This window comes from Paracoccus mutanolyticus (assembly GCF_003285265.1).
GTDB lineage: Bacteria > Pseudomonadota > Alphaproteobacteria > Rhodobacterales > Rhodobacteraceae > Paracoccus > Paracoccus yeei.
Genome location: NZ_CP030239.1, coordinates 2,219,419 through 2,237,179, shown reverse-complemented (window position 1 = coordinate 2,237,179; position 17,761 = coordinate 2,219,419). Strand labels below are relative to the sequence as shown.

Genomic DNA, 17,761 nt, shown 5'->3' with positions numbered 1-17,761 from the left:
CTATCCCCGGCCGTCGATGCGGACGAAATCCAGCACGCTGCCCTGGCCCGGCTGGATCTGGGCCCAGGTCTCGGCCTGGAAATCCACGACCAGCGTGGCGGCGGTCGGAAAGCGGCGGAAATCCGGGTCCATCGGCGCACGCGCCGGCAGCGCGGCGGCAAAGGCCGCGATGCCGGGGTTGTGACCCAGCATCATCACCGTGGGCGCAGTCGCCGTGCGCAGGATGGCCAGCATCTGTTCGGGGGTGGCGTGGTAGAGGCCCGGCTCGAACCGCAGGGCGGGCCGCACCTCGAGCGGCGCAAGCGCCACCCGCTCCCAGGTCTCGCGGGTGCGCTGCGCAGTCGAACACAGCACCTCCTCGGGCTCGTAGCCGCGGCTGGCCAGCCAGTCGCCGAGCGCCCGGGCCGAGCGCCGGCCGCGGTCGTTCAGCGGCCGTTCGTGATCGGGCTGCGCGGCGTCGTCCCAGGACGATTTCGCATGGCGGGTCAGGATCAGTCTGCAATGTCCAGAGGGGGTCATGCGCGCGCCTTTGCGGCCTTTGGGTTGGTGTATCGGCAGCCTGCCACAGCTTTCCTTTGGCCGGCAAGCCTTTGCGTGGGGCGCGCGCTCAAAGCTCGCTGCCGCCCTGGCGCAGGCCGCGCGGCTTGACCCGGGGCTCGGTCGAGCGGATCAGCGACCCGGCGCCATGTTCGGTGAACAGCTCCAGCAGCGTGGCGTTCGGCACCCGGCCGTCCAGGATGACGACGGCGCGCACGCCTTCGTCGATGGCCTGCAGGGCGGTTTCGGTCTTGGGAATCATGCCGCCGGCGATGGTGCCGTCCTCGATCATGGCGCGGACCTGGGCCGGGGTCATCGCGGTCACCACCTCGCCCTCGGCGTTCTTGACGCCCGCCACGTCGGTCAGCAGCAGCAGCCGGTCGGCCTTGAGCGCGCCGGCGATGGCGCCCGCGGCGGTGTCGCCGTTGACGTTGAAGGTCTCGTTGTCCTCCATCCCCGTGGCGACGGGGGCGATCACCGGGATCAGCCCGGCATTGTAGAGGTCGCGGATGATCTGGACGTTCATTTCCACCGGGCGTCCGACGAAGCCCAGTTCGGGGTCGTCCGCCTCGCACACCATCAGGTCGTCGTCCTTGCCCGAGATGCCGACCGCGCGCCCGCCGGCGTCGTTGATCGCCTGGACGATGCGCTTGTTGACAAGGCCCGACAGGACCATCTCGACCACCTCGACCGTCTCGCGGGTGGTGACACGCTTGCCGCGCACGAAATGGCTTTCGATGCCCAGCTTGCCCAGCAATTCGTTGATCATGGGGCCGCCGCCGTGGCAGACGACCGGGTGGATGCCGACCTGCTTCATCAGCACGATGTCGCGGGCGAATTCGGCCATGGCCTCGTCGTCGCCCATGGCATTGCCGCCGAATTTCACCACGACGACCGCGCCCGAATAGCGCTGCATATAGGGCAGCGCCTCGGATAGGGTGCGGGCAGTGGCGGTCCAGTCACGGTTCATGTCTTGCTTTCTCATCGAGAGCCCCTGTTCGTCGCGGCCGAGCCTAGGCCGCACCGGCGCCAAGGTCCAGACCATCCGGGATGGGCTGCCCGGCCCGGCAAGAGGCGCCCGCAGCGCGGCGCCGCGATGGGTCCGGCAGGCGCCCGCCGGTCCATTCCCGGCAGGGATCTGGCTGCGGGGGCCCGCCCCGTCAGTCCAGGCCCGCGATGATGGCGCGCAGGGTTGCGATGCCCTGCCCCTTGTCCGAGCTTGTGATCACAAGTTCGGGATAGGCGGCGGGATGCTTCTGCAAGGCCTCGGCGACCTGGGCCACGGTCGTCTCCATCGCCTGGGCGCCGATCTTGTCGGCCTTGGTCAGAACCACCTGGAAGGGCACGGCGGCGCGGTCCAGCAGCTTCATGATCTCGTGGTCGACATCCTTGACGCCGTGGCGGGCGTCGATCAGCGCGAAGGCCCGGCGCAGCGTCGGGCGGCCCGACAGATAGGATTTCAGCAGCGCCTGCCATTTCGCCACCACCGCGACGGGGGCCTTGGCAAAGCCATAGCCCGGCAGGTCGACCAGATAGGCGCGTTCGCCCAGGGTGAAATAGTTCACCTCTTGCGTGCGGCCCGGCGTATTCGAGGCGCGGGCAAGCCCGTTCCGCCCCGTCAACGCGTTGATCAGGCTGGACTTGCCGACGTTCGAGCGGCCGGCGAAGCAGAGCTCGGGCCGGTCGGCGGGGGGCAGGCCGTCCATGCCGACCACGCCCTTCAGGAAATCGACCGGGCCCGCGAACAGCTTGCGCGCCGCCTCGGCGGTGTCGGGATCGGGCTCGGGGGCGACGGGAAAGGCCACCTTCATGCGCAAATCTCGTCGTTCAGGGCGATCTCGCCGCCGGTGACGACCTCGGCGTAGATGCCGAAGTCGGAATGGCCGAACTGCGCCTGCAGCGCCTGCGGCATGTCGATGTCGATGCAGCCGGTCGCGGTATCGGCGCTGGTGGCGGCGCAGCGGCCAATGGTCTCGGTCACGCGCAGTTCGACCCCGCCCACGGTCAGGATGCGGCCGATCAGGTCACGCTCGGCCCAGGGCTGCCAGCCGTCGATCCACAGGTTCGCGCGCCAGCGTTCGACGCCCAGGGGCAGGCCCAGCCGGGTTTCAAGGTCGCGAAGGCTTGCCAGCGACAGGATCGACAGCCAAGGCTGGCTGACGTCGGTCCAGCCGGTCGGGCCTTGGACCAGCCGCGTGGGTGCGGGCTTGTCGGCGGGCCACAGCGGCGCGATCCATTCGACCAGGCGCGCCCCCTCGGTCTCGGGGTCGAACCGCAGCGGGGGGCTTTCGGGATGGGTCAGGGACAGCTGGCCCGCATCCTCGTCCCATCCGCCCGCGACGGCCTGCAGGGGTGCCGAGGCCACGCCACGCACGAAGCAGGATTTCGGCAGCCAGCGCACCGGGCGCGGACCGTCCCCGGCGTGGCGTTCGCCGGCCTCGGTCAGCAGCGCCCATTGCCGGTCGCCGGCCAGGCGCTGCGCGGCGCGCAGGGTGGCCCGGCCCAGATCCTCGCCGCCGACGGACTTGATCGGGTGGCGCCGGATCCGGGCGATGCGGCCGGTCATTTGCCCGCCTTGCCGCCGGGCTTGTCGCCGCCCTTGGCGGCAGGCTTTCCGGCGGGCTTGGCCTCGGCCTTGCCGCGCGCCGGCAGGCTGGAGCGGATGTTGCCGAACAGGTCGGGCCGGTGGCCGTGCATCGACATGATCGTGTACTGCTGGGCAATCGTGATCAGGTTGTTGGTGATCCAGTAAAGCACCAGACCCGAGGCAAAGCCGCCCAGCATGAACATGAAGATCCAGGGCATCCAGGCAAAGATCATCTTCTGCGCCGGATCGGCGGGGGCCGGGTTCAGCTTTTGCTGCATCCACATGCTGATGCCCAAGACGATCGCCAGCGCCGGCAGGGTGAAGCTGTGCAGGAAGCTGCCCTGCCCCGGCGTCGCCCAGGGCAGCAGGCCGAACAGGTTCCACAGGCTGGACGGATCGGGCGCCGACAGGTCGCGGATCCAGCCGATCCAGGGTGCGTGGCGCAGTTCGATGGTGACGAAGATCACCTTGTAGAGCGAGAAGAAGATCGGGATCTGCAGCAGCACCGGCAGGCAGCCCGCGGCGGGGTTCACCTTCTCGCGCTTGTAAAGCTCCATCACCTCTTTCTGGTACTTCATCCGGTCGTCGCCGACGCGCTCCTTGATCGCCTCCATCTGGGGCTGCAGTTCCTTCATCTTGGCCATCGAGATGTAGGACTTGCGCGCCAGCGGAAAGACCAGCAGCTTCAGGATGAAGGTCAGGCCGATGATCGACCAGCCCATGTTGCCGATGAAGCCGTGCAGCCAGTGCAGCAGGCGGAAGATCGGCTTGGTCAGGAAATAGAACCAGCCCCAGTCGATCGAATCGACGAAGCGGTCGATGCCGGGGTTTTCCTGATAGCCGCGGATGGTTTCCCAGACCTTGGCGCCGGCGAACAGATAGCTGGAACTGCTCGCGGTGGCGCCGGGGGCGACGGTCTGCATCGGCATCCGCGCCTCGGTCTGGAAGATGTCGGCGCCGGGGGCGTATTTCACCACGGCGGTAAAGGCCGAGCCGGGCGCGGGGGCCAGCGTCGTCATCCAGTACTTGTCGGTAAAGCCGATCCAGCCGTTCTCGGCCACGTCGGTCAGCAGCGCCGGCCCCTCGGCGCCCGTCGCGGCAAGCTCGGTGATGGCCTTGTATTTCTTTTCCAGAAGCTGGCCATCGGTCATGCCGACGACGCCTTCGTGCAGGACGAAGAAGTTCTGCGTGTCGGGCCTGCCGTGGCGCGCGAGAATCCCGTAGGGCGCGGCCGAGAACGGCGTGGCGGCGGTGTTTTCCAGCGACTGGCTGATGGTGAACAGGAACTTGTCGTCCAGTTCATAGGTGCGGCGGAAGATCTGGCCCGCGCCGTTGTCCCAGGCCAGCGTCACCGGCTTGCCAGGCGCCAGCACGTCGCCGGATTCGACCCGCCAGACCGTCGCCGGCCCCGGCACCAGCGCGGGGTCCGTGCCCGGGCCGGGCATCCATCCGTAGACCGCATAATAGGGCTTTTGCAGCGTGACCGACAGGTTGCCGCCGGGCGCCACCGGCGAGCCGTCGGCCTTGATCCCGGGCTGGGCGGTCGGCGACAGCAGGCGGACATAGGGCGAGTTCGGATCCAGCGTCTCGTGATAGCCGGTCAGTTCCAGATCGTCGATCCGGCCCCCGGCGAGCGAGATGCTGCCCCGGAGCGAGGGCGATTCGACCCGCAGCCGCTGCGCCCCGGCCGAAGGATCGGCGCTGGCCGTGCCGAGCGTCGGCGCGTTCGCCGCAGGCGGCGCATCCGGCGTGGCCTGGCCCGGAACCGTCTGTGTCTGCGCGGTTTGTTGCGCGGGCGGCGCGGGTTCCGGCGCGAAGAAGATCGACCAGACCAGGATGACGAGGGCGGAAAGCACCATCGCCAGAATGAGGTTGCGGTTGTTGTCTTCCATGCCGGACCTGTCCTTCGTCGTCTGCGACCCCGTGGGGTTCGGGCCGCTTCAACAGAAGCGACCGCCAAAGGTCAAGGGAATTTGCCGCAGGCCGACATGGCGCAGGGCCCTTCCCCACCCTGGACAGAGGCCGCGAGGGTCCGCGCCCCGGGGCGCCGGCCGGCGCGTGCCTCAGGCCCGGCGGCTCAGGCCGAACTGGGGCGGCAGGCTCGTCTCCAGCGCGGTCAGGACCTCGTCCATCTCGCGCGCCGTCTGTGGCGGAACCACGGCACGGCCCTGGATCGCGCCGAAGCCGATCTGGGACAGGAAGGATTTCTCGTCGATGGTGGCGACGCCGTCGGCCAGGGTCGCCAGACGCAGATGCTCGGCCAGGGCCAGGATCGCCAGGATCATCCTTTGCTGGTCCACCCGGCGGTCGCAGCCCGCGGTGAAGCCGTGCCCGACCCGCACGCGCGAGACGCGCAGCAGCCGGATGTCGTCCAGCCCCGCCTGGCCGCTGCCGAAATCGCCGATCGCGATCCGGCACCCGTTCGAGCAGAGCCGCTGCAGGTTCTCGACCACCGGCGCCCGGCCGCCGCTGCGGCCGATGGGCTCGGTCACCTCGATCTCGAGCCGCGCGGGCTCCAGCTCCAGCCGGTCGAGTTCCCACAGCACCGCCTCGGTGAAGGCGGGGTCGGCCAGCACGCGGTCGCCCAGGGGCAGCGTGACCAGCGGCACCTGCAGCCCCATCCGGTCCCAGCCCCGCAGCGCGCTCAGCGCCTGGCGCAGCACCGCGCGCTGCGCCGCACCCAGCACTTCGTCGGACAGGCGGGTCTGGAAATCGGCCAGGTCCAGCGGGCCCAGTTCGGGATGTTCGATCCCGGCCAGCACCGACAGCCCCACCACCCGCCCGGTGTCGCAGCAGATCTGCGGCTGAAAGCGGCACTGTACCTGGTCGGGCGAAAACAGCGGCTCGGCCCGAAGCGGCGGTTCCTCTCGGCTATATTCGACAAAGCGCAACTGCCCGCCCTGGGTCAGCGGGCTGCAGGCGTCCAGCGCGTCGCGGCCAAAGGCGTAAAGCGCCGCCTGGCCGGCCCGCCCGCCGTCATCGCTGACGATGACCGCGTTGACGACCGGCGTCACCCGGATTTCGCCCAGGTCCACGGGGCTGCGGCAGATCGCGCCCAGTTGCGCCAGATGGCCCGGCAACGCGGAACTGCGCCGCACCGCCAGCAAGCCGTAAAGTTCGGTCTGTCCCGGAAAGCGGGCCTGCGGCACAAAGCGCAGTTCGGCCGTCAGGCGCAGGGCCAGCGCCTCGACCAGCCGGTCCAGCGCCCGGGGGCCCAGGCTGGCGCGCAGCATCTCGGCATTCTCGATGCGCAGGACCAGGGCGGCCCGGGTTTTCGCCGGCGGCGGCACCACTCCGCCCGCCTTGCCGACCAGCCGCCGAAGGCGCGCGGCCGCCGCATTGATTCCGTATGCCATAGTCCGATCCGAATCATGTTGCCTGACCCGAGACTAGCGGCGAGGTGCTTTTCGTTCCGTTAAAGTTCGCGCAGCACCGGCACTTCACGGCCCAGTTTTTCACTAAAATCCGACCGATCGGGCGTCAGGGCGGCGAAATCGAACAGTGCCGGGTCCGGCAGATGCGACGGGCGCACATTGGTCAGCGCCCGGAACATCACCTGGCGCCGGCCGGGGCTGCGGCTTTCCCATTCGTCCAGCAGCCGCTTGACCTGCATGCGCTGCAACCCCTCCTGGCTGCCGCACAGATCGCAGGGAATCACCGGATAGTTCATCGCACGGGCAAAGCGGTCGCAATCGGCCTCGGCCACGAAGGCCAGCGGGCGCAGCACGTTCAGGTCGCCGTCCTCGTTCAGCAGCTTGGGCGGCATCGAGGCCAGCCTGCCGCCGTGGAACAGGTTCATGAAGAAGGTTTCCAGGATGTCGTCGCGGTGATGGCCGAGGACGACGGCCTGGCACCCCTCCTCGCGCGCGATGCGGTACAGGTTGCCGCGCCGCAGCCGCGAACACAGCGCGCAATAGGTTCGTCCCTCGGGGACCTTTTCCTTCACGATGGAATAGGTGTCCTGGTATTCGATGCGATGGGGCACGCCGCGCTCGGTCAGGAATTCCGGCAGGACCGTCGCGGGAAAGCCGGGCTGGCCCTGGTCGAGGTTGCAGGCCAGCAGATCGACCGGCAACAGGCCGCGCCACTTCAACTCGTGCAGCACGGCCAGCAGCGTGTAGCTGTCCTTGCCGCCCGACAGGCAGACCAGCCAGCGCTCGCCGGGGCGCACCATGGCATAGGTCTCGATGGCGGCGCGGGTCTCGCGCACCAGGCGCTTTCTCAGCTTGCGGAACTCGGTCGAGGACGGGGCGCCGCGAAACAGCGGGTGGATGTCCTCGGCCGGCTCGTCTTGGTCGTGGGTGTCGTCCCGCATCGGTGCATCCTTTGGGGTCTGATGGCGTGGATGGCCGGGGCGTCAGTCCCGCCCGCAGCCCCGGGGTTCCGGCACCGGGTCGAAGCCCTGCCCGCCCCAGGGGTGGCAGCGGCACAGGCGGCGCGATGTCAGCCTAGGCGGCGCGAACCGCCCGCTTTCGGTAACAGCCAACGGCCAACGCACCTGCTATGTCTATGGCGTTGACGGCGCGTGGCTGAAGGTCGAAGGGCTTGCGGCCAATCAGAACTGCGCAACCGGCTGCGCCAGCAGATGGGCCAGCGGCGTCACGACCGCGATCCCTTGCGCGACGCGGCGGCACGCGCCTCGTGCACCCGGGCCAGCGCCTGTTCCAGATCGCCCCGCAGCTCGGCGAAGTCGCGCGCGATGGTGGCCTCGGGCCGTCCGACCAGCACATAGTCCCAGCCGGGTCGGGACCGCGCGGGCAGGATCTCGCGCGCCAAGGCCCGCAGCCGGCGCTTGGCGCGGTTGCGGGCCACCGCATTGCCGATCTTCTTCGAGCAGGTAAAGCCCACCCGCACCGCGTCCGACCCGTCGTCGCGACAGCGCGCCTGCAGCAGGAAGCCCGCCGTTCCCTGCCGCCGGGCCGAGGCCGCGCGCAGGAAATCCGCCCGCTGACGCAGGGTCACAAGCTTCGGCCGGCCGGCGTCCCCGGAAATGCCGGAAGCCGCCCTGCCCGGCACGCCCTCTTGGGCATTCCGGTCAGCGGCGGCGTTTTCGGCTGCCTCTGGCATCAGCGTCGGCCCGCGCCGTGGCGCGTCGGCGCTTATGCGCTGAGAACCTTGCGGCCCTTGGCGCGGCGGGCGTTCAGAACGCGGCGGCCGCCCTTGGTCGCCATGCGCGCGCGGAAACCGTGACGGCGGGCGCGAACCAGGTTCGACGGCTGGAAAGTGCGTTTCGACATCTTCAAACTCCGGGGTCAAGGCGCGTACGGGGTATGGGCCATCGGCCCACGCAAGACGCGCCGGTCTATTCGAGGCCCGCTGCATAGTCCCGCCCCGCCCGCAAGTCAACCACATTGACCACGCCGGGCTGCGCGTGTTCATGACCGTGAAGGAAATGCCGGCGCCGGACCGGCCGCGAGCCGGCGCCGGCGGCCCGGCACGGAACCCTGGGCCGGTCACGAATGTTTGAACTGCGGCCTGCAACGCCTTATGTGTCTGGCAAAGGCACGGCCCTGGAGAAGAACTGCATAAGGTCACCATGTCCCTGAATACCCTCTCCGGGCGCTTTGCGGTCCTGACCGGGATCTTCGTGATTCTGGCCGAACTGCTGATTCTGCTGCCCTCGCTTGCGAATTATCGCCAGGACTACCTGGAATCGCGCCTGGAACGCGCGCAGATCGCCAGTCTCGCGCTGCTGGCGACCGATGAATCGCTGGCCTCGGACCTGGAATCGGAGCTGCTGGAGAACGCGGGCGTGTTCAACGTGGTGCTGCGGCGCAACGACGTGCGCCAGTTGGTGCTGTCCTCGCCCATCCCCGGGCCCATCGCGGCCACCTACGACCTGCGCGACCAGCCCTTCCTGACCTCGGCGCGCGATGCCCTGGCGCAGCTGATGGACCCGCAGAACCGCGTGATCCGCGTGATCGGCGCGCCGGTCAACCAGGCCGGCCAGCTGATCGAGATCACCATGGACACCGCCCGGCTGCGCACCGAGATGATCGACTATGGCCTGCGCCTGCTGCTGATTTCGGCCGCCTTCTCGATCCTGACGGCGCTTTTGCTGAACGTGGCAGCGCAGCGGCTGCTGCTGGTGCCGATCCGGCGCGTCATCAACCACATGACCGCCTATGCCAGCGCGCCCGAGGACGCGCGGCTGATCATCACCCCCACCGCGCGCCTGAGCGAACTGAACGAGGCCGAGACGGCGCTGGCCGCCATGCAGCGCACCGTCACATCGTCGCTGAAGCAAAAGGAACGGCTGGCCCAGCTTGGTCAGGCCGTGGCGCGCATCAGCCACGACCTGCGCAACATCCTGACCACGGCGCAGATCTTCGCCGACCGGCTGGAAACCAGCGCCGACCCCGCCGTGCGCCGCGCCGCGCCCAAGCTGGTCAATTCGATCAGCCGCGCGGTGAACCTGTGCGAGACCACCCTGGCCTTCGGCAAGGCCGAGGAGCCCGCGCCGTCGCTGTCGCGCTTCAACCTGGCGGCGCTGGTCGCCGAGGTGGCCGAGGCCGAGGCCCTGGCCGCCGAGGGCGCCGCCCAGGATGGCGCTGCCCCGATCGAGTTCCTGACCGACGTGCCGCCCGGCCTGATGGTGCGGGCCGACCGCGACCAGATGTTCCGCGTGCTGTCGAACCTGGTGCGCAACGCCCGCCAGGCGATCGAGGCAACCCGCCGCCCGGGCACCATCGAGATCGGCGCCGGCGAGGACGAAGCCGAATGGTTCATCCGGGTCGGCGACACCGGCCCCGGCCTGCCGAAGAAGGCGCGCGACTATCTGTTCCAGCCCTTTTCGGGCGGTTCGCGCAAGGGCGGCACGGGCCTGGGCCTTGCCATCGCGGCGGACCTGGTGCGCAACCATGGCGGCCGCCTCGACCTGCTGCGCAGCGACGAGGAGGGCACTCAGTTCTGCCTGCGCCTGCCGCGCGAACTGGCCGGCATCCCCCTGCCCGCCGAGGCGCCCGCCGCCTGACCGCCGGGAATTCGACCCCGCGCAGTTTTCTTCGCGCGGCCTCATTTTTGGCCTTGCACCCCCCGGCGCCTGTCTCTAGATAACCGCCTCACAGCGGACCCGTAGCTCAGCTGGATAGAGCACCAGACTACGAATCTGGGGGTCGGGCGTTCGAATCGCTCCGGGTCCGCCATTGAAAGAACCGCCCCTCGGGGCGGTTTTTTTCATGTCCGGCCCGTGGGAAGGCGGCGCCCGGGGCTGGCCCGGGCACCTGGGATCACGCCCCCAGCAGCGCCTCGAGCGTGGCGCGGGTGCGGGCGGGGTCCTCCTGATAGCCGACCAGGCCGGCATAGCGCCCCTCGGCGTCGAACAGCAGGACCATGGCGGAATGGTCCATCGTGTAGCCATCCTCGGTCTGGACCTTGCGGGCATAGACGCGGAACGCCTTGACGGCCTTGGCGACCTCGTCAGGCGCGCCGGTCACACCCACCACCCCGGGCACCCAGGAGACATAGTCGCGCAGACGCTCGGGCGTGTCGCGCTCGGGGTCGACCGTCACCAGATAGGCGCGCAGCGGCTTGCCCTTGGCGGCGAACTCCTCCTGCCAGCCAGCGATGTCGCCCAGGGTGGTCGGGCAGACGTCGGGGCAATTGGTGAAGCCGAAGAACACCGCCGAGGGCGCCCCCTTGAGGCTGTCCTGCGTGAAGGCCGAGCCGTCGGTCGCGGCCAGCCGGTAATCGCCCCGGCCCAGGTTCGCCGTGCCGGCGTCGGGCAGTGCCGACAGCCGGGGGCCGATCACCTGGATCCAGGCCACGACCAGCACGGCCAGCACCACCAGCCCCCAAAGCGCCCAGCGGATGCGGCGCAGCCCGCCCCTGTTCTCAGTGCCCGGCATGGCTTGCCCCCTTTCCTCCGGCGGGCCCGACCGGCACGGTCAGCGCAACCTCGCCCGCGTGTTCAAAGCGCAGGGTCAGGGGCAGCGCCTGGCCCTCGACCAGCGGTCCCTTCAGTTCCATCAGCATCAGGTGCTGTCCACCCGCCTGCATCGAGACCGTCTGCCCCGCCGGCACCGGCCAGCCGTCCGGCAAGGGACGCATCCGCATGATGTCACCCTCCATCGCCATCTCGTGGATCTCGACCCGCCCCGCCACGGGGGTGCTGGCCGAGACCAGCCGGTCGTCCGCGGCACCCTTGTTGGTCACGTCCAGCACGACGCCGCCGACCGGGGCGCCGGGCGGCGTGGCGCGGGCCGAGGCGCCTGCGATGGACAGATCGCCCAGCACGGCCGCACCGGCCGCGTCATGGCCATGGCTATGGGCGTGCCCGTCGCCGTGGTCCGCCGCCTCGGTCACCTGCAGGGCCGGCGCGGGGTTCTCTGCCGCCGCGTTGCCCGAGGCATCGGTCCATTCCGCCGCGGCGCCGTCGCATTCCTGCACGGTCGGGAAATACAGCGTGGCACCCGGCGCGACCTCGGGGCCGATGGTGCCGCGCAGCACGAATTCGTCATACCAGTCGTCGGGCAGCTCGCCCCCCGACCAGGTGATCTCGCGCACGCCCTCGGTCATCGCGGTGCCGTGGTTGTCGTAGGGCCGGGCATAAGGCCTCGTCGTGGTCGCCAGCTGCCAGCCTGGCTTGGGCATCGGCCTGGCGTTGTAAAAGCCGTCCGGGATCTGGACGCGCAAGGTCCGGGTGGCCTTGCCATCGCAACCGTGGCCGATGCGCAGCACCGCCTTGTAGGTCGAGCCGGCGGGCGCCTCGGCCCGCTCCAGCGTGACATGGGCCAGCGCCGGGCTCGCTATCGCCGCAATCGAGGCACCCACCAGGGCGCCGAACATCTGTTTCCGCATGAATCCGTTCCGCATGCAAGGACAAGGGGCACACGCCCGAAGGGCGCGCGAACGCAACCGTCACGCGGTGCGCGGTGGACCCCGGGGCCAGGCGGGGCCGGGCGGATGAACAAGCGCGGGCGACAGGACCGGCGCGGCCTCGGTCAAACGGATCGACAGACGGACGGGCACAGGCAGCACCGGGCCCGACGCCGTCAGCGCGGGCTGGCCGTGCAGCGCCCAGCCGCAGGGCGCCTTGGCGGGGGCGGGATCGTGGCCCAGGTCCGAAACCGGCGTCAGCGTGCCGTCCAGACCCACCGCCATCTCGACCGGGCCGTGGCCGCCGCACAGCAGGACCATGATCCGGCCCTGCGCATCGGCGGCCAGCATGGTCCCCGGCTTGAAGGCGGCAAGCAGCAGAAAGGGCAGCACCAGCACCAGGGCCAGCCAACGCAGCGGCCCCGCCCGGCATCCGGTTTTCATTCTGCCCTGCGATGCCATGCCTGCGCCCCGGCCTCCGACCCTTCCCCGTCCCTGCTGCCAGAAAACCCCGTCCGGGGGAACCCCCAAGGCCCGCGACACGATGCAGCATCCGGCGGCGCGGGACAGGACCAAGGCAAGAAAAGGGGATGGCTGGCGACGGGGGCACTGCAACCGTCGCCAGCAGCGCGCTGCCCTGCGCAAGGGTGATGCATCGACACGACCCGACACGTCGCCATGCCCAAGGCACGCCAGCGGTTCAGGAACAGCAGAGCCCTGATGCAAAACCCGCGCATAGATGCAAGGCCATGCGCAACGTGTCGCAGGTTTAGCCAATAGTCCCGGCAGGTTGCAAGCTTTTTGACGCGATGTCGTGACGTCAGCCCCCGAGGCCCTGTTCAGCCGGGAGTTGCGGCTTCCTTGAGCCCGGCCAGAAAGGCACGGGTGCGCTCCAGCACATGGCGGGCGACCGATTCGATGCCCTCGGCCCGGGTGCGGGCGGTCATCGGCACCTCCAGCGCGACGGGCAGATCCGGGGGCAGCGCGTCCAGGATCGGGCACAGGGGAATCTGGCCCTCGCCCGCGGGCAGGCGCTCGACCCGGCCGGCGTGGAACAGCGCCTCGGTCGTGTAGGGCGGCGCCACGGGCGCGTCGCACAGGTGCAGGAAGGGCATTCGGGGCAGCGCGCGGCCCAGATCGACGATGCTGCTGGCCGAGCGGTCGAAATGCAGCGTATCGACCAGCAGCCCAGCCTCGGGTCCCGCCGCCTCGACGACGCGCAGCGCGGTCGCAAGGTCGGGCACGGCGGTCCAGGGAAAGAACTCCAGAACCGCCTGCAAGCCCCGCGCGCGGCAGGCGCCCGAAAGGGTGCCGAGCGTATCGGCCAGCCGGGCAAGGTCGGGATCATAGGGCGCGCAGATCACCTGCCGCGCCCCCAGGGTCGCCCCGGCCTCAAGGAAGGGACCCAGCGCGGCCACGTCGAGCCCGGGGGTGATGCGGACGAATTCGATATCCTGCACGCGCAGCCCGGTCCGGTCCAGTGCCGCGCGTGTCGCGGCCATCAGCGCCGGGTCCTTCATCAGCGGATAGCCGGGCGTATCGGGCGTGACCCGGATCAACCGCAGCCCCACGGCATCATAGCCCAGCCGCGCGGCCATGTGGATCAGCTCGGGCGGCGACAGTTCGATGGCGGTCAGATGGGCAAGCGAGATCGGTCGTGTCATGCGTCCTCCGAATCGGGCCGGCCCGCCGCGTCCCTTGCGGCGACATGGCCAAAGGTCAGCGCGGGGCCCAGGTTGATGCCGCCCGCCGGATAATGCCCGCCCATGACGCTGGCCATGTCGCAGCCTGCGGCATAAAGACCGGGGATCGGCGCGCCCTGCCCGTCCAGCACCCGGGCGCGCGCATCCGTTCGCAGCCCGGCAAAGGTGCCGAAGCTGCCGGGGATCACCCGCACCGCATAATAGGGCCCGCGGTCGATCGGCGCGACGCAGGGATTGGGCTTCACATCCGGGTCGCCCTGCAGGCGCATGTAAGGGGTGCTGCCCCGCCCGAACGCCGGATCCTCGCCCCGCGCCGCATGGCGGTTCCAGTCCGCAAGCGTCGCAGCCAGCCCTGCGGGGTCGATGCCGCAGGCCCGCGCCAGCGCCTCGGGCGTGTCGCCGGTCTTGATATAGCCGCGCCGGATCCAGGGCCCGGCCGGGACCGGCGCGGGCCGGCTGATGCCCAGCCCATAGCGGCGCTGAAAGGCGCGCGTGCAGATCAGCCAGGATTGCGGCACAGCCCCCTTGGGCACCGCGCGCAGCAGCGCGGTGACATAGTCGTGGTAGCCTAGCCCTTCGTTGCAAAAGCGCCGGCCGTCCTGCAGCACGGCGATCAGGCCCGGCTTGCCGCGTTCGATGACATGGGGAAAGACGCCGCGTCGGCCGTCGGGCCAGGGCACCTCGGACACCGGGCACAGCGCGGCGGGGCTTGCCAGGTCGCGGGCCTGCACGGCGCCCAGCGCCTCGGCCAGGCGCACGCCGTCGCCCTGCGCGGTCGGCACGGCCAGGGTGGCGTGGCAGTCGTTGCGCGGGAACTGCGCCGCGCGGCGCGCGCCGTCATGCGGCCAACCGCCGGTCGCCAGCACGACCCCGCGCGCGGCGCGGACCCGCACCGGCCCGTCGGGCGTGTCCAGCACCGCCCCGGCGCGCGGCCCGCATCGACCAGAAGCTGTTGCCCCGGGGCCTGCGTCAGGAACACCACGCCGGCGTCCTGCGCCGCCACCATCAGCCGCGCGACCAGCGCCTGTCCGTTGCGCAGCTGCATCGCCCGCCCATGCCGCGCCAGGTCCCACAGATGCCGCCCCACGCGCATCGTCACATGCGCCAGAGACCGGGCCGAGCGGCGCATCGTCAGGAAGGCCCGCAGGTCCGCCCCCGCTTGGATCGTCATGCCCCAGAAGCTCGTCTCGCGCAGTGGCGGGCGCAGCAGGTCGATCAGCGCCCCCATCCGCCGCCCGTCGTAGGCCGCCGCGATGACGGAACGTCCGCCCGTCCCCGCCCCCGGCAGATGGCCATAGGTGTCGGGAATCCGGCTGCCGCTTTCGAAATCCAGCCCCGCATCGCGCAGGAAATCCACCATGCGGGGCGCGTTTTCCAGGAACGCATCGACCCGCGCCGCGTCGAAATCCGGTCCCAGCGCGGCGGCCAGATAGCGCCGCGCCGCGCCCGGCGGATCGGCGATCCCGGCCTCGGCCGCCAGCGCGTTGCCCGGGCACCAGATCCAGCCGCCCGACCAGGCGCTGGTTCCGCCCAGCACCTCGGCCTTTTCGGCCAGGACCACGCGCAGCCCGAGCCGCGCGCCGGTCAGCGCCGCCGACAGCCCCGCCGCGCCCGAGCCCAGCACCAGAAGATCGCAGTTGCGCCGCATTGCGCCCCCATGTAATGGAATGGCTTTCCATTATTGAAATAAAGGCAACAAATCAACCCATCTTTCCCCGCGCCGCGATCTGTGGTGTTCTCGCCTCCGCATCTTCAGACCACGAGACCCCCATGAAAACCTCGATCGCAACGGTATCCTTGTCGGGCAACCTGACCGAGAAGCTGACCGCCATCGCCGCCGCCGGCTTTGACGGGATCGAGATTTTCGAACAGGATTTCATCGCCTCGGCTTCAGCCCGGCCGAGGTCGGGCGCATGGTGCGCGACCAGGGGCTGGAGATCACCCTGTTCCAGCCCTTCCGCGACTTCGAGGGCCTGCCCGAGCCCCACCGTTCGCGCGCCTTTGCCCGCGCTGCGCGCAAGTTCGAGCTGATGAACCAGCTGGGCACCGATCTGGTGCTGTTCTGCTCCTCGCTGCACCCGGCGGCGATGGGCGGCATCGACCGCATGGCCGCCGATTTCCACGACCTGGGCGAGCTTGCCCGCCAATACGGCATCCGCGTCGGATACGAGGCGCTGTGCTGGGGCCGCTTCGTCAACGACCACCGCGACGCATGGGAGGTCGTGCGCCGCGCCGACCATCCGAACATCGGGCTGATCCTCGACAGCTTTCACACGCTGGCGCGCCGGATCGAACCCGACAGCATCCGCGCGATCCCGGCCGACAAGATCTTTTTCGTGCAGATGGCGGACGCGCCGGCCATCGACATGGACCTGCTGTACTGGTCGCGCCACTTCCGCAACATGCCGGGCGAGGGCGACCTGGACGTCACCCGCTTCATGCGCGCGGTCATGGCGACGGGCTATGACGGCTGGCTCAGCCTGGAAATCTTCAACGACCAGTTCCGCGCGGGGCTGCCCCGGCTGGTGGCGCTGGACGGGCACCGCAGCCTGATCGCGGTGCAGGACCGCGCCCGGCGCGCCGAGCCGGCGCTGCAAACCGACCTGCCCGATTTCCCGCCCCCCCAGCAGGTCGGCGGCATCCAGTTCATCGAGTTCGCCACCAGCGAGGACGAGGCCCCGGCGCTGGGTGCGCTGCTGGCCGCGACGGGCTTCCAGCCCGCCGGGCGCCATGTCTCCAAGGCGGTGACGCTGTGGCGGCAGGGCGATGCGAACGTGCTGGTCAACACCGACCCGCGCGGCTTTGCCCGCACCTCTTACGTGGCGCATGGCACGACCGTTTCCGAAATCGGGCTGAACCTACCCGACGCGCAGGCGGCGCATGCCCGCGCGACCGCGCTGCTGGCACAGCCCCATGCGCAGGACGTCGGCGCGGGCGAGCTGTCGATTCCCGCCATCCGGGGCGTCTCGGGCAGCGTCATGCGGTTCCTGGACAGCCGCTCGGACCTCGCCAACATCTGGCAGGTCGATTTCCGCATCGACCAGCCGCAGGTCGCGGGCGCCGGCATCACCGGCATCGACCACCTGGGCCAGACCATGCCCTATGACGAGATGCTGTCGTCGTCGCTGTTCTACACCGAAATCTTCGACGCGCAGAAATCGCCCATGGTGGACGTGATCGACCCCGACGGGCTGGTGCGGTCGCAGGCCATCCGCTCGGGCGGGATGCGCGTCACCCTGAACGGGGCCGAGGCGCGCCGTACCCTGGCCGGCCGCTTCATCGAGGAAAGCCTGGGCTCGTCGGTCCAGCACATCGCATTCGCCAGCGCCGACATCTTCACCACCGCCGCGGCGCTGGAGGGGCTGGGCTTTCCGGCCCTGCGCATCGGCGCGAACTATTACGACGACGTGGCCGCCCGCTTCGGCCTTGACGCGTCGCTGACCGAGCGGCTGCGCCGCCACAACGTCATGTATGACGAGGACGCGGGCGGCCAGTTCTTCCAGCTGTATTCCACCCCGCGCGAGGACGGATTCTTTCTGGAAATCGTCCAGCGTCAGGGGAATTACGCGGGATACGGCGCGCCGAACGCGCCCTTCCGCATCGCCGCCCAGAAACGCACGGCCCGTCCGGCGGGAATGCCGCGGGGCTAGGCCCCGGTCATTCCCACCAGCGGTCGATGGCGGCGATATCGTCGTCCGACCAGCCGAAGTGATGGGCGAATTCGTGGACCACGACATGGCCCACCAGCGCGCCTAGGCTGACATCCCCGCGCGCGGCCCATTCGTCCAGGATGGCGCGGCGGAACAACCAGACCGTGTCGGGGAAATGCTGCGGCTCGCTGGCCGATTTCTCGGTCATCGGCACCCCGTCGTAAAGGCCGGTCAGGTCCAGCGGGTCGTCGATCTCCAGCTCGTCCAGCACGTCCTCGGCCGCGAAATCCTCGACCCGCAGCACGACCTGCGCGGCGGGGCCGGCGAATTCGGGCGGCAGGGCGGCAATGGCTTCGCGCGCCATTTCCTCGATCAGCGCCGCGTCGGGTGCCTCGGCAGTCTTCCAGTCCAGCATCGCATCACCTCGTCCTTAGGCCCCGATATGGACAAAAACCGCCGTTTGTGAA

17 protein-coding genes, 1 tRNA gene and 2 pseudogenes are annotated in these 17,761 nt (G+C 69.9%); 3 read left to right on the top strand and 17 right to left on the bottom strand.

The window, feature by feature from the left end; genetic code table 11:
- The 10 genes from DPM13_RS12045 to rpmH form a co-directional block, all read right to left on the bottom strand.
- Complete coding sequence (locus DPM13_RS12045) at positions 1-519, bottom strand: SixA phosphatase family protein (RefSeq protein WP_080621860.1); 519 nt, start codon at positions 517-519, stop codon at positions 1-3.
- 88 nt (positions 520-607) lie between these two features.
- Positions 608-1,507 carry an acetylglutamate kinase gene (argB, locus tag DPM13_RS12040; RefSeq protein WP_028718041.1) on the bottom strand — a complete coding sequence of 300 codons (900 nt, stop codon included), beginning with the start codon at positions 1,505-1,507 and terminating at the stop codon, positions 608-610.
- Between the two features lie 190 nt (positions 1,508-1,697).
- On the bottom strand, positions 1,698-2,348 hold the full coding sequence (gene yihA / locus DPM13_RS12035) for a ribosome biogenesis GTP-binding protein YihA/YsxC (protein ID WP_112888095.1): 651 nt from the start codon (positions 2,346-2,348) through the stop codon (positions 1,698-1,700).
- Entirely contained in the window at positions 2,345-3,103 is a 759-nt protein-coding gene (locus DPM13_RS12030) for an MOSC domain-containing protein (protein WP_112888094.1), read from the bottom strand. Before DPM13_RS12030 ends, yihA begins: the two co-directional genes overlap by 4 nt.
- Positions 3,100-5,016 carry a membrane protein insertase YidC gene (gene yidC, locus DPM13_RS12025; RefSeq protein ID WP_028718044.1) on the bottom strand — a complete coding sequence of 639 codons (1,917 nt, stop codon included), beginning with the start codon at positions 5,014-5,016 and terminating at the stop codon, positions 3,100-3,102. Before yidC ends, DPM13_RS12030 begins: the two co-directional genes overlap by 4 nt.
- A gap of 171 nt (positions 5,017-5,187) precedes the next feature.
- Positions 5,188-6,480 (bottom strand): EAL domain-containing protein, encoded by a 1,293-nt coding sequence (locus DPM13_RS12020; protein ID WP_112888093.1) that lies wholly within the window; start codon positions 6,478-6,480, stop codon positions 5,188-5,190.
- Between the two features lie 59 nt (positions 6,481-6,539).
- Positions 6,540-7,439, bottom strand: coding sequence for a tRNA 2-thiocytidine(32) synthetase TtcA (gene ttcA, locus DPM13_RS12015; RefSeq protein ID WP_112888092.1), 900 nt, complete (start codon positions 7,437-7,439; stop codon positions 6,540-6,542).
- A gap of 42 nt (positions 7,440-7,481) precedes the next feature.
- On the bottom strand, positions 7,482-7,622 hold the full coding sequence (gene yidD / locus DPM13_RS27055; RefSeq protein WP_112888091.1) for a membrane protein insertion efficiency factor YidD: 141 nt from the start codon (positions 7,620-7,622) through the stop codon (positions 7,482-7,484).
- A 101-nt stretch (positions 7,623-7,723) separates the two neighbouring features.
- Entirely contained in the window at positions 7,724-8,191 is a 468-nt protein-coding gene (gene rnpA / locus DPM13_RS12005; RefSeq protein WP_080621853.1) for a ribonuclease P protein component, read from the bottom strand.
- A 32-nt stretch (positions 8,192-8,223) separates the two neighbouring features.
- Entirely contained in the window at positions 8,224-8,361 is a 138-nt protein-coding gene (gene rpmH, locus DPM13_RS12000; RefSeq protein WP_028718048.1) for a 50S ribosomal protein L34, read from the bottom strand.
- Between the two features lie 299 nt (positions 8,362-8,660).
- Between rpmH and DPM13_RS11995 the strand changes: the two genes are divergently transcribed.
- The gene (locus DPM13_RS11995) at positions 8,661-10,097 is read left to right on the top strand and encodes a sensor histidine kinase (protein ID WP_099648879.1); all 1,437 of its coding nucleotides are present in this window, start codon (positions 8,661-8,663) and stop codon (positions 10,095-10,097) included.
- Positions 10,098-10,192: 95 nt separating this feature from the next.
- A tRNA-Arg gene (locus tag DPM13_RS11990) sits at positions 10,193-10,269 on the top strand.
- Positions 10,270-10,353: 84 nt separating this feature from the next.
- Here the strand turns inward: DPM13_RS11990 and DPM13_RS11985 are convergent.
- From DPM13_RS11985 to DPM13_RS23250, 6 genes and pseudogenes are all read right to left on the bottom strand, one after another.
- Positions 10,354-10,971, bottom strand: coding sequence for an SCO family protein (locus DPM13_RS11985; protein WP_028718050.1), 618 nt, complete (start codon positions 10,969-10,971; stop codon positions 10,354-10,356).
- Positions 10,958-11,923: a DUF1775 domain-containing protein gene (locus tag DPM13_RS11980; RefSeq protein WP_223251981.1), complete on the bottom strand. Its 966-nt coding sequence runs from the start codon at positions 11,921-11,923 to the stop codon at positions 10,958-10,960. Before DPM13_RS11980 ends, DPM13_RS11985 begins: the two co-directional genes overlap by 14 nt.
- A 60-nt stretch (positions 11,924-11,983) precedes the next feature.
- The gene (locus DPM13_RS11975; RefSeq protein ID WP_112888089.1) at positions 11,984-12,385 is read right to left on the bottom strand and encodes a DUF2946 family protein; all 402 of its coding nucleotides are present in this window, start codon (positions 12,383-12,385) and stop codon (positions 11,984-11,986) included.
- A 395-nt stretch (positions 12,386-12,780) separates the two neighbouring features.
- Positions 12,781-13,605 carry a sugar phosphate isomerase/epimerase family protein gene (locus DPM13_RS11970; protein ID WP_112888088.1) on the bottom strand — a complete coding sequence of 275 codons (825 nt, stop codon included), beginning with the start codon at positions 13,603-13,605 and terminating at the stop codon, positions 12,781-12,783.
- Positions 13,602-15,292 (bottom strand): annotated as a pseudogene (locus DPM13_RS11965) (FAD-dependent oxidoreductase). Before DPM13_RS11965 ends, DPM13_RS11970 begins: the two are co-directional and overlap by 4 nt.
- A gap of 52 nt (positions 15,293-15,344) precedes the next feature.
- Positions 15,345-15,524, bottom strand: a complete 180-nt coding sequence (locus DPM13_RS23250; protein WP_223252656.1) for a hypothetical protein — start codon at positions 15,522-15,524, stop codon at positions 15,345-15,347.
- Here DPM13_RS23250 and DPM13_RS11960 point away from each other — a divergent pair.
- Positions 15,442-17,294, top strand: a pseudogene (locus tag DPM13_RS11960) (bifunctional sugar phosphate isomerase/epimerase/4-hydroxyphenylpyruvate dioxygenase family protein). The gene DPM13_RS23250 and the pseudogene DPM13_RS11960 overlap by 83 nt on opposite strands.
- A gap of 7 nt (positions 17,295-17,301) precedes the next feature.
- On the opposite strand, the gene DPM13_RS11955 reads toward DPM13_RS11960, so the two are convergent.
- Complete coding sequence (locus DPM13_RS11955; RefSeq protein WP_080621845.1) at positions 17,302-17,709, bottom strand: metallopeptidase family protein; 408 nt, start codon at positions 17,707-17,709, stop codon at positions 17,302-17,304.
- Positions 17,710-17,761 lie beyond the last annotated feature (52 nt).

Coding starts and splice junctions, on each gene's coding strand:
- DPM13_RS12045 (WP_080621860.1), bottom strand. CDS start 519: ATGACCCCCTCTGGACATTGCAGACTGATCCTGACCCGCCATGCGAAA.
- argB (WP_028718041.1), bottom strand. CDS start 1,507: ATGAACCGTGACTGGACCGCCACTGCCCGCACCCTATCCGAGGCGCTG.
- yihA (WP_112888095.1), bottom strand. CDS start 2,348: ATGAAGGTGGCCTTTCCCGTCGCCCCCGAGCCCGATCCCGACACCGCC.
- DPM13_RS12030 (WP_112888094.1), bottom strand. CDS start 3,103: ATGACCGGCCGCATCGCCCGGATCCGGCGCCACCCGATCAAGTCCGTC.
- yidC (WP_028718044.1), bottom strand. CDS start 5,016: ATGGAAGACAACAACCGCAACCTCATTCTGGCGATGGTGCTTTCCGCC.
- DPM13_RS12020 (WP_112888093.1), bottom strand. CDS start 6,480: ATGGCATACGGAATCAATGCGGCGGCCGCGCGCCTTCGGCGGCTGGTC.
- ttcA (WP_112888092.1), bottom strand. CDS start 7,439: ATGCGGGACGACACCCACGACCAAGACGAGCCGGCCGAGGACATCCAC.
- rnpA (WP_080621853.1), bottom strand. CDS start 8,191: ATGCCAGAGGCAGCCGAAAACGCCGCCGCTGACCGGAATGCCCAAGAG.
- rpmH (WP_028718048.1), bottom strand. CDS start 8,361: ATGTCGAAACGCACTTTCCAGCCGTCGAACCTGGTTCGCGCCCGCCGT.
- DPM13_RS11995 (WP_099648879.1), top strand. CDS start 8,661: ATGTCCCTGAATACCCTCTCCGGGCGCTTTGCGGTCCTGACCGGGATC.
- DPM13_RS11985 (WP_028718050.1), bottom strand. CDS start 10,971: ATGCCGGGCACTGAGAACAGGGGCGGGCTGCGCCGCATCCGCTGGGCG.
- DPM13_RS11980 (WP_223251981.1), bottom strand. CDS start 11,923: ATGCGGAAACAGATGTTCGGCGCCCTGGTGGGTGCCTCGATTGCGGCG.
- DPM13_RS11975 (WP_112888089.1), bottom strand. CDS start 12,385: ATGAAAACCGGATGCCGGGCGGGGCCGCTGCGTTGGCTGGCCCTGGTG.
- DPM13_RS11970 (WP_112888088.1), bottom strand. CDS start 13,605: ATGACACGACCGATCTCGCTTGCCCATCTGACCGCCATCGAACTGTCG.
- DPM13_RS23250 (WP_223252656.1), bottom strand. CDS start 15,524: ATGAAATCCTGTTCGAAAATCTCGATCCCGTCAAAGCCGGCGGCGGCG.
- DPM13_RS11955 (WP_080621845.1), bottom strand. CDS start 17,709: ATGCTGGACTGGAAGACTGCCGAGGCACCCGACGCGGCGCTGATCGAG.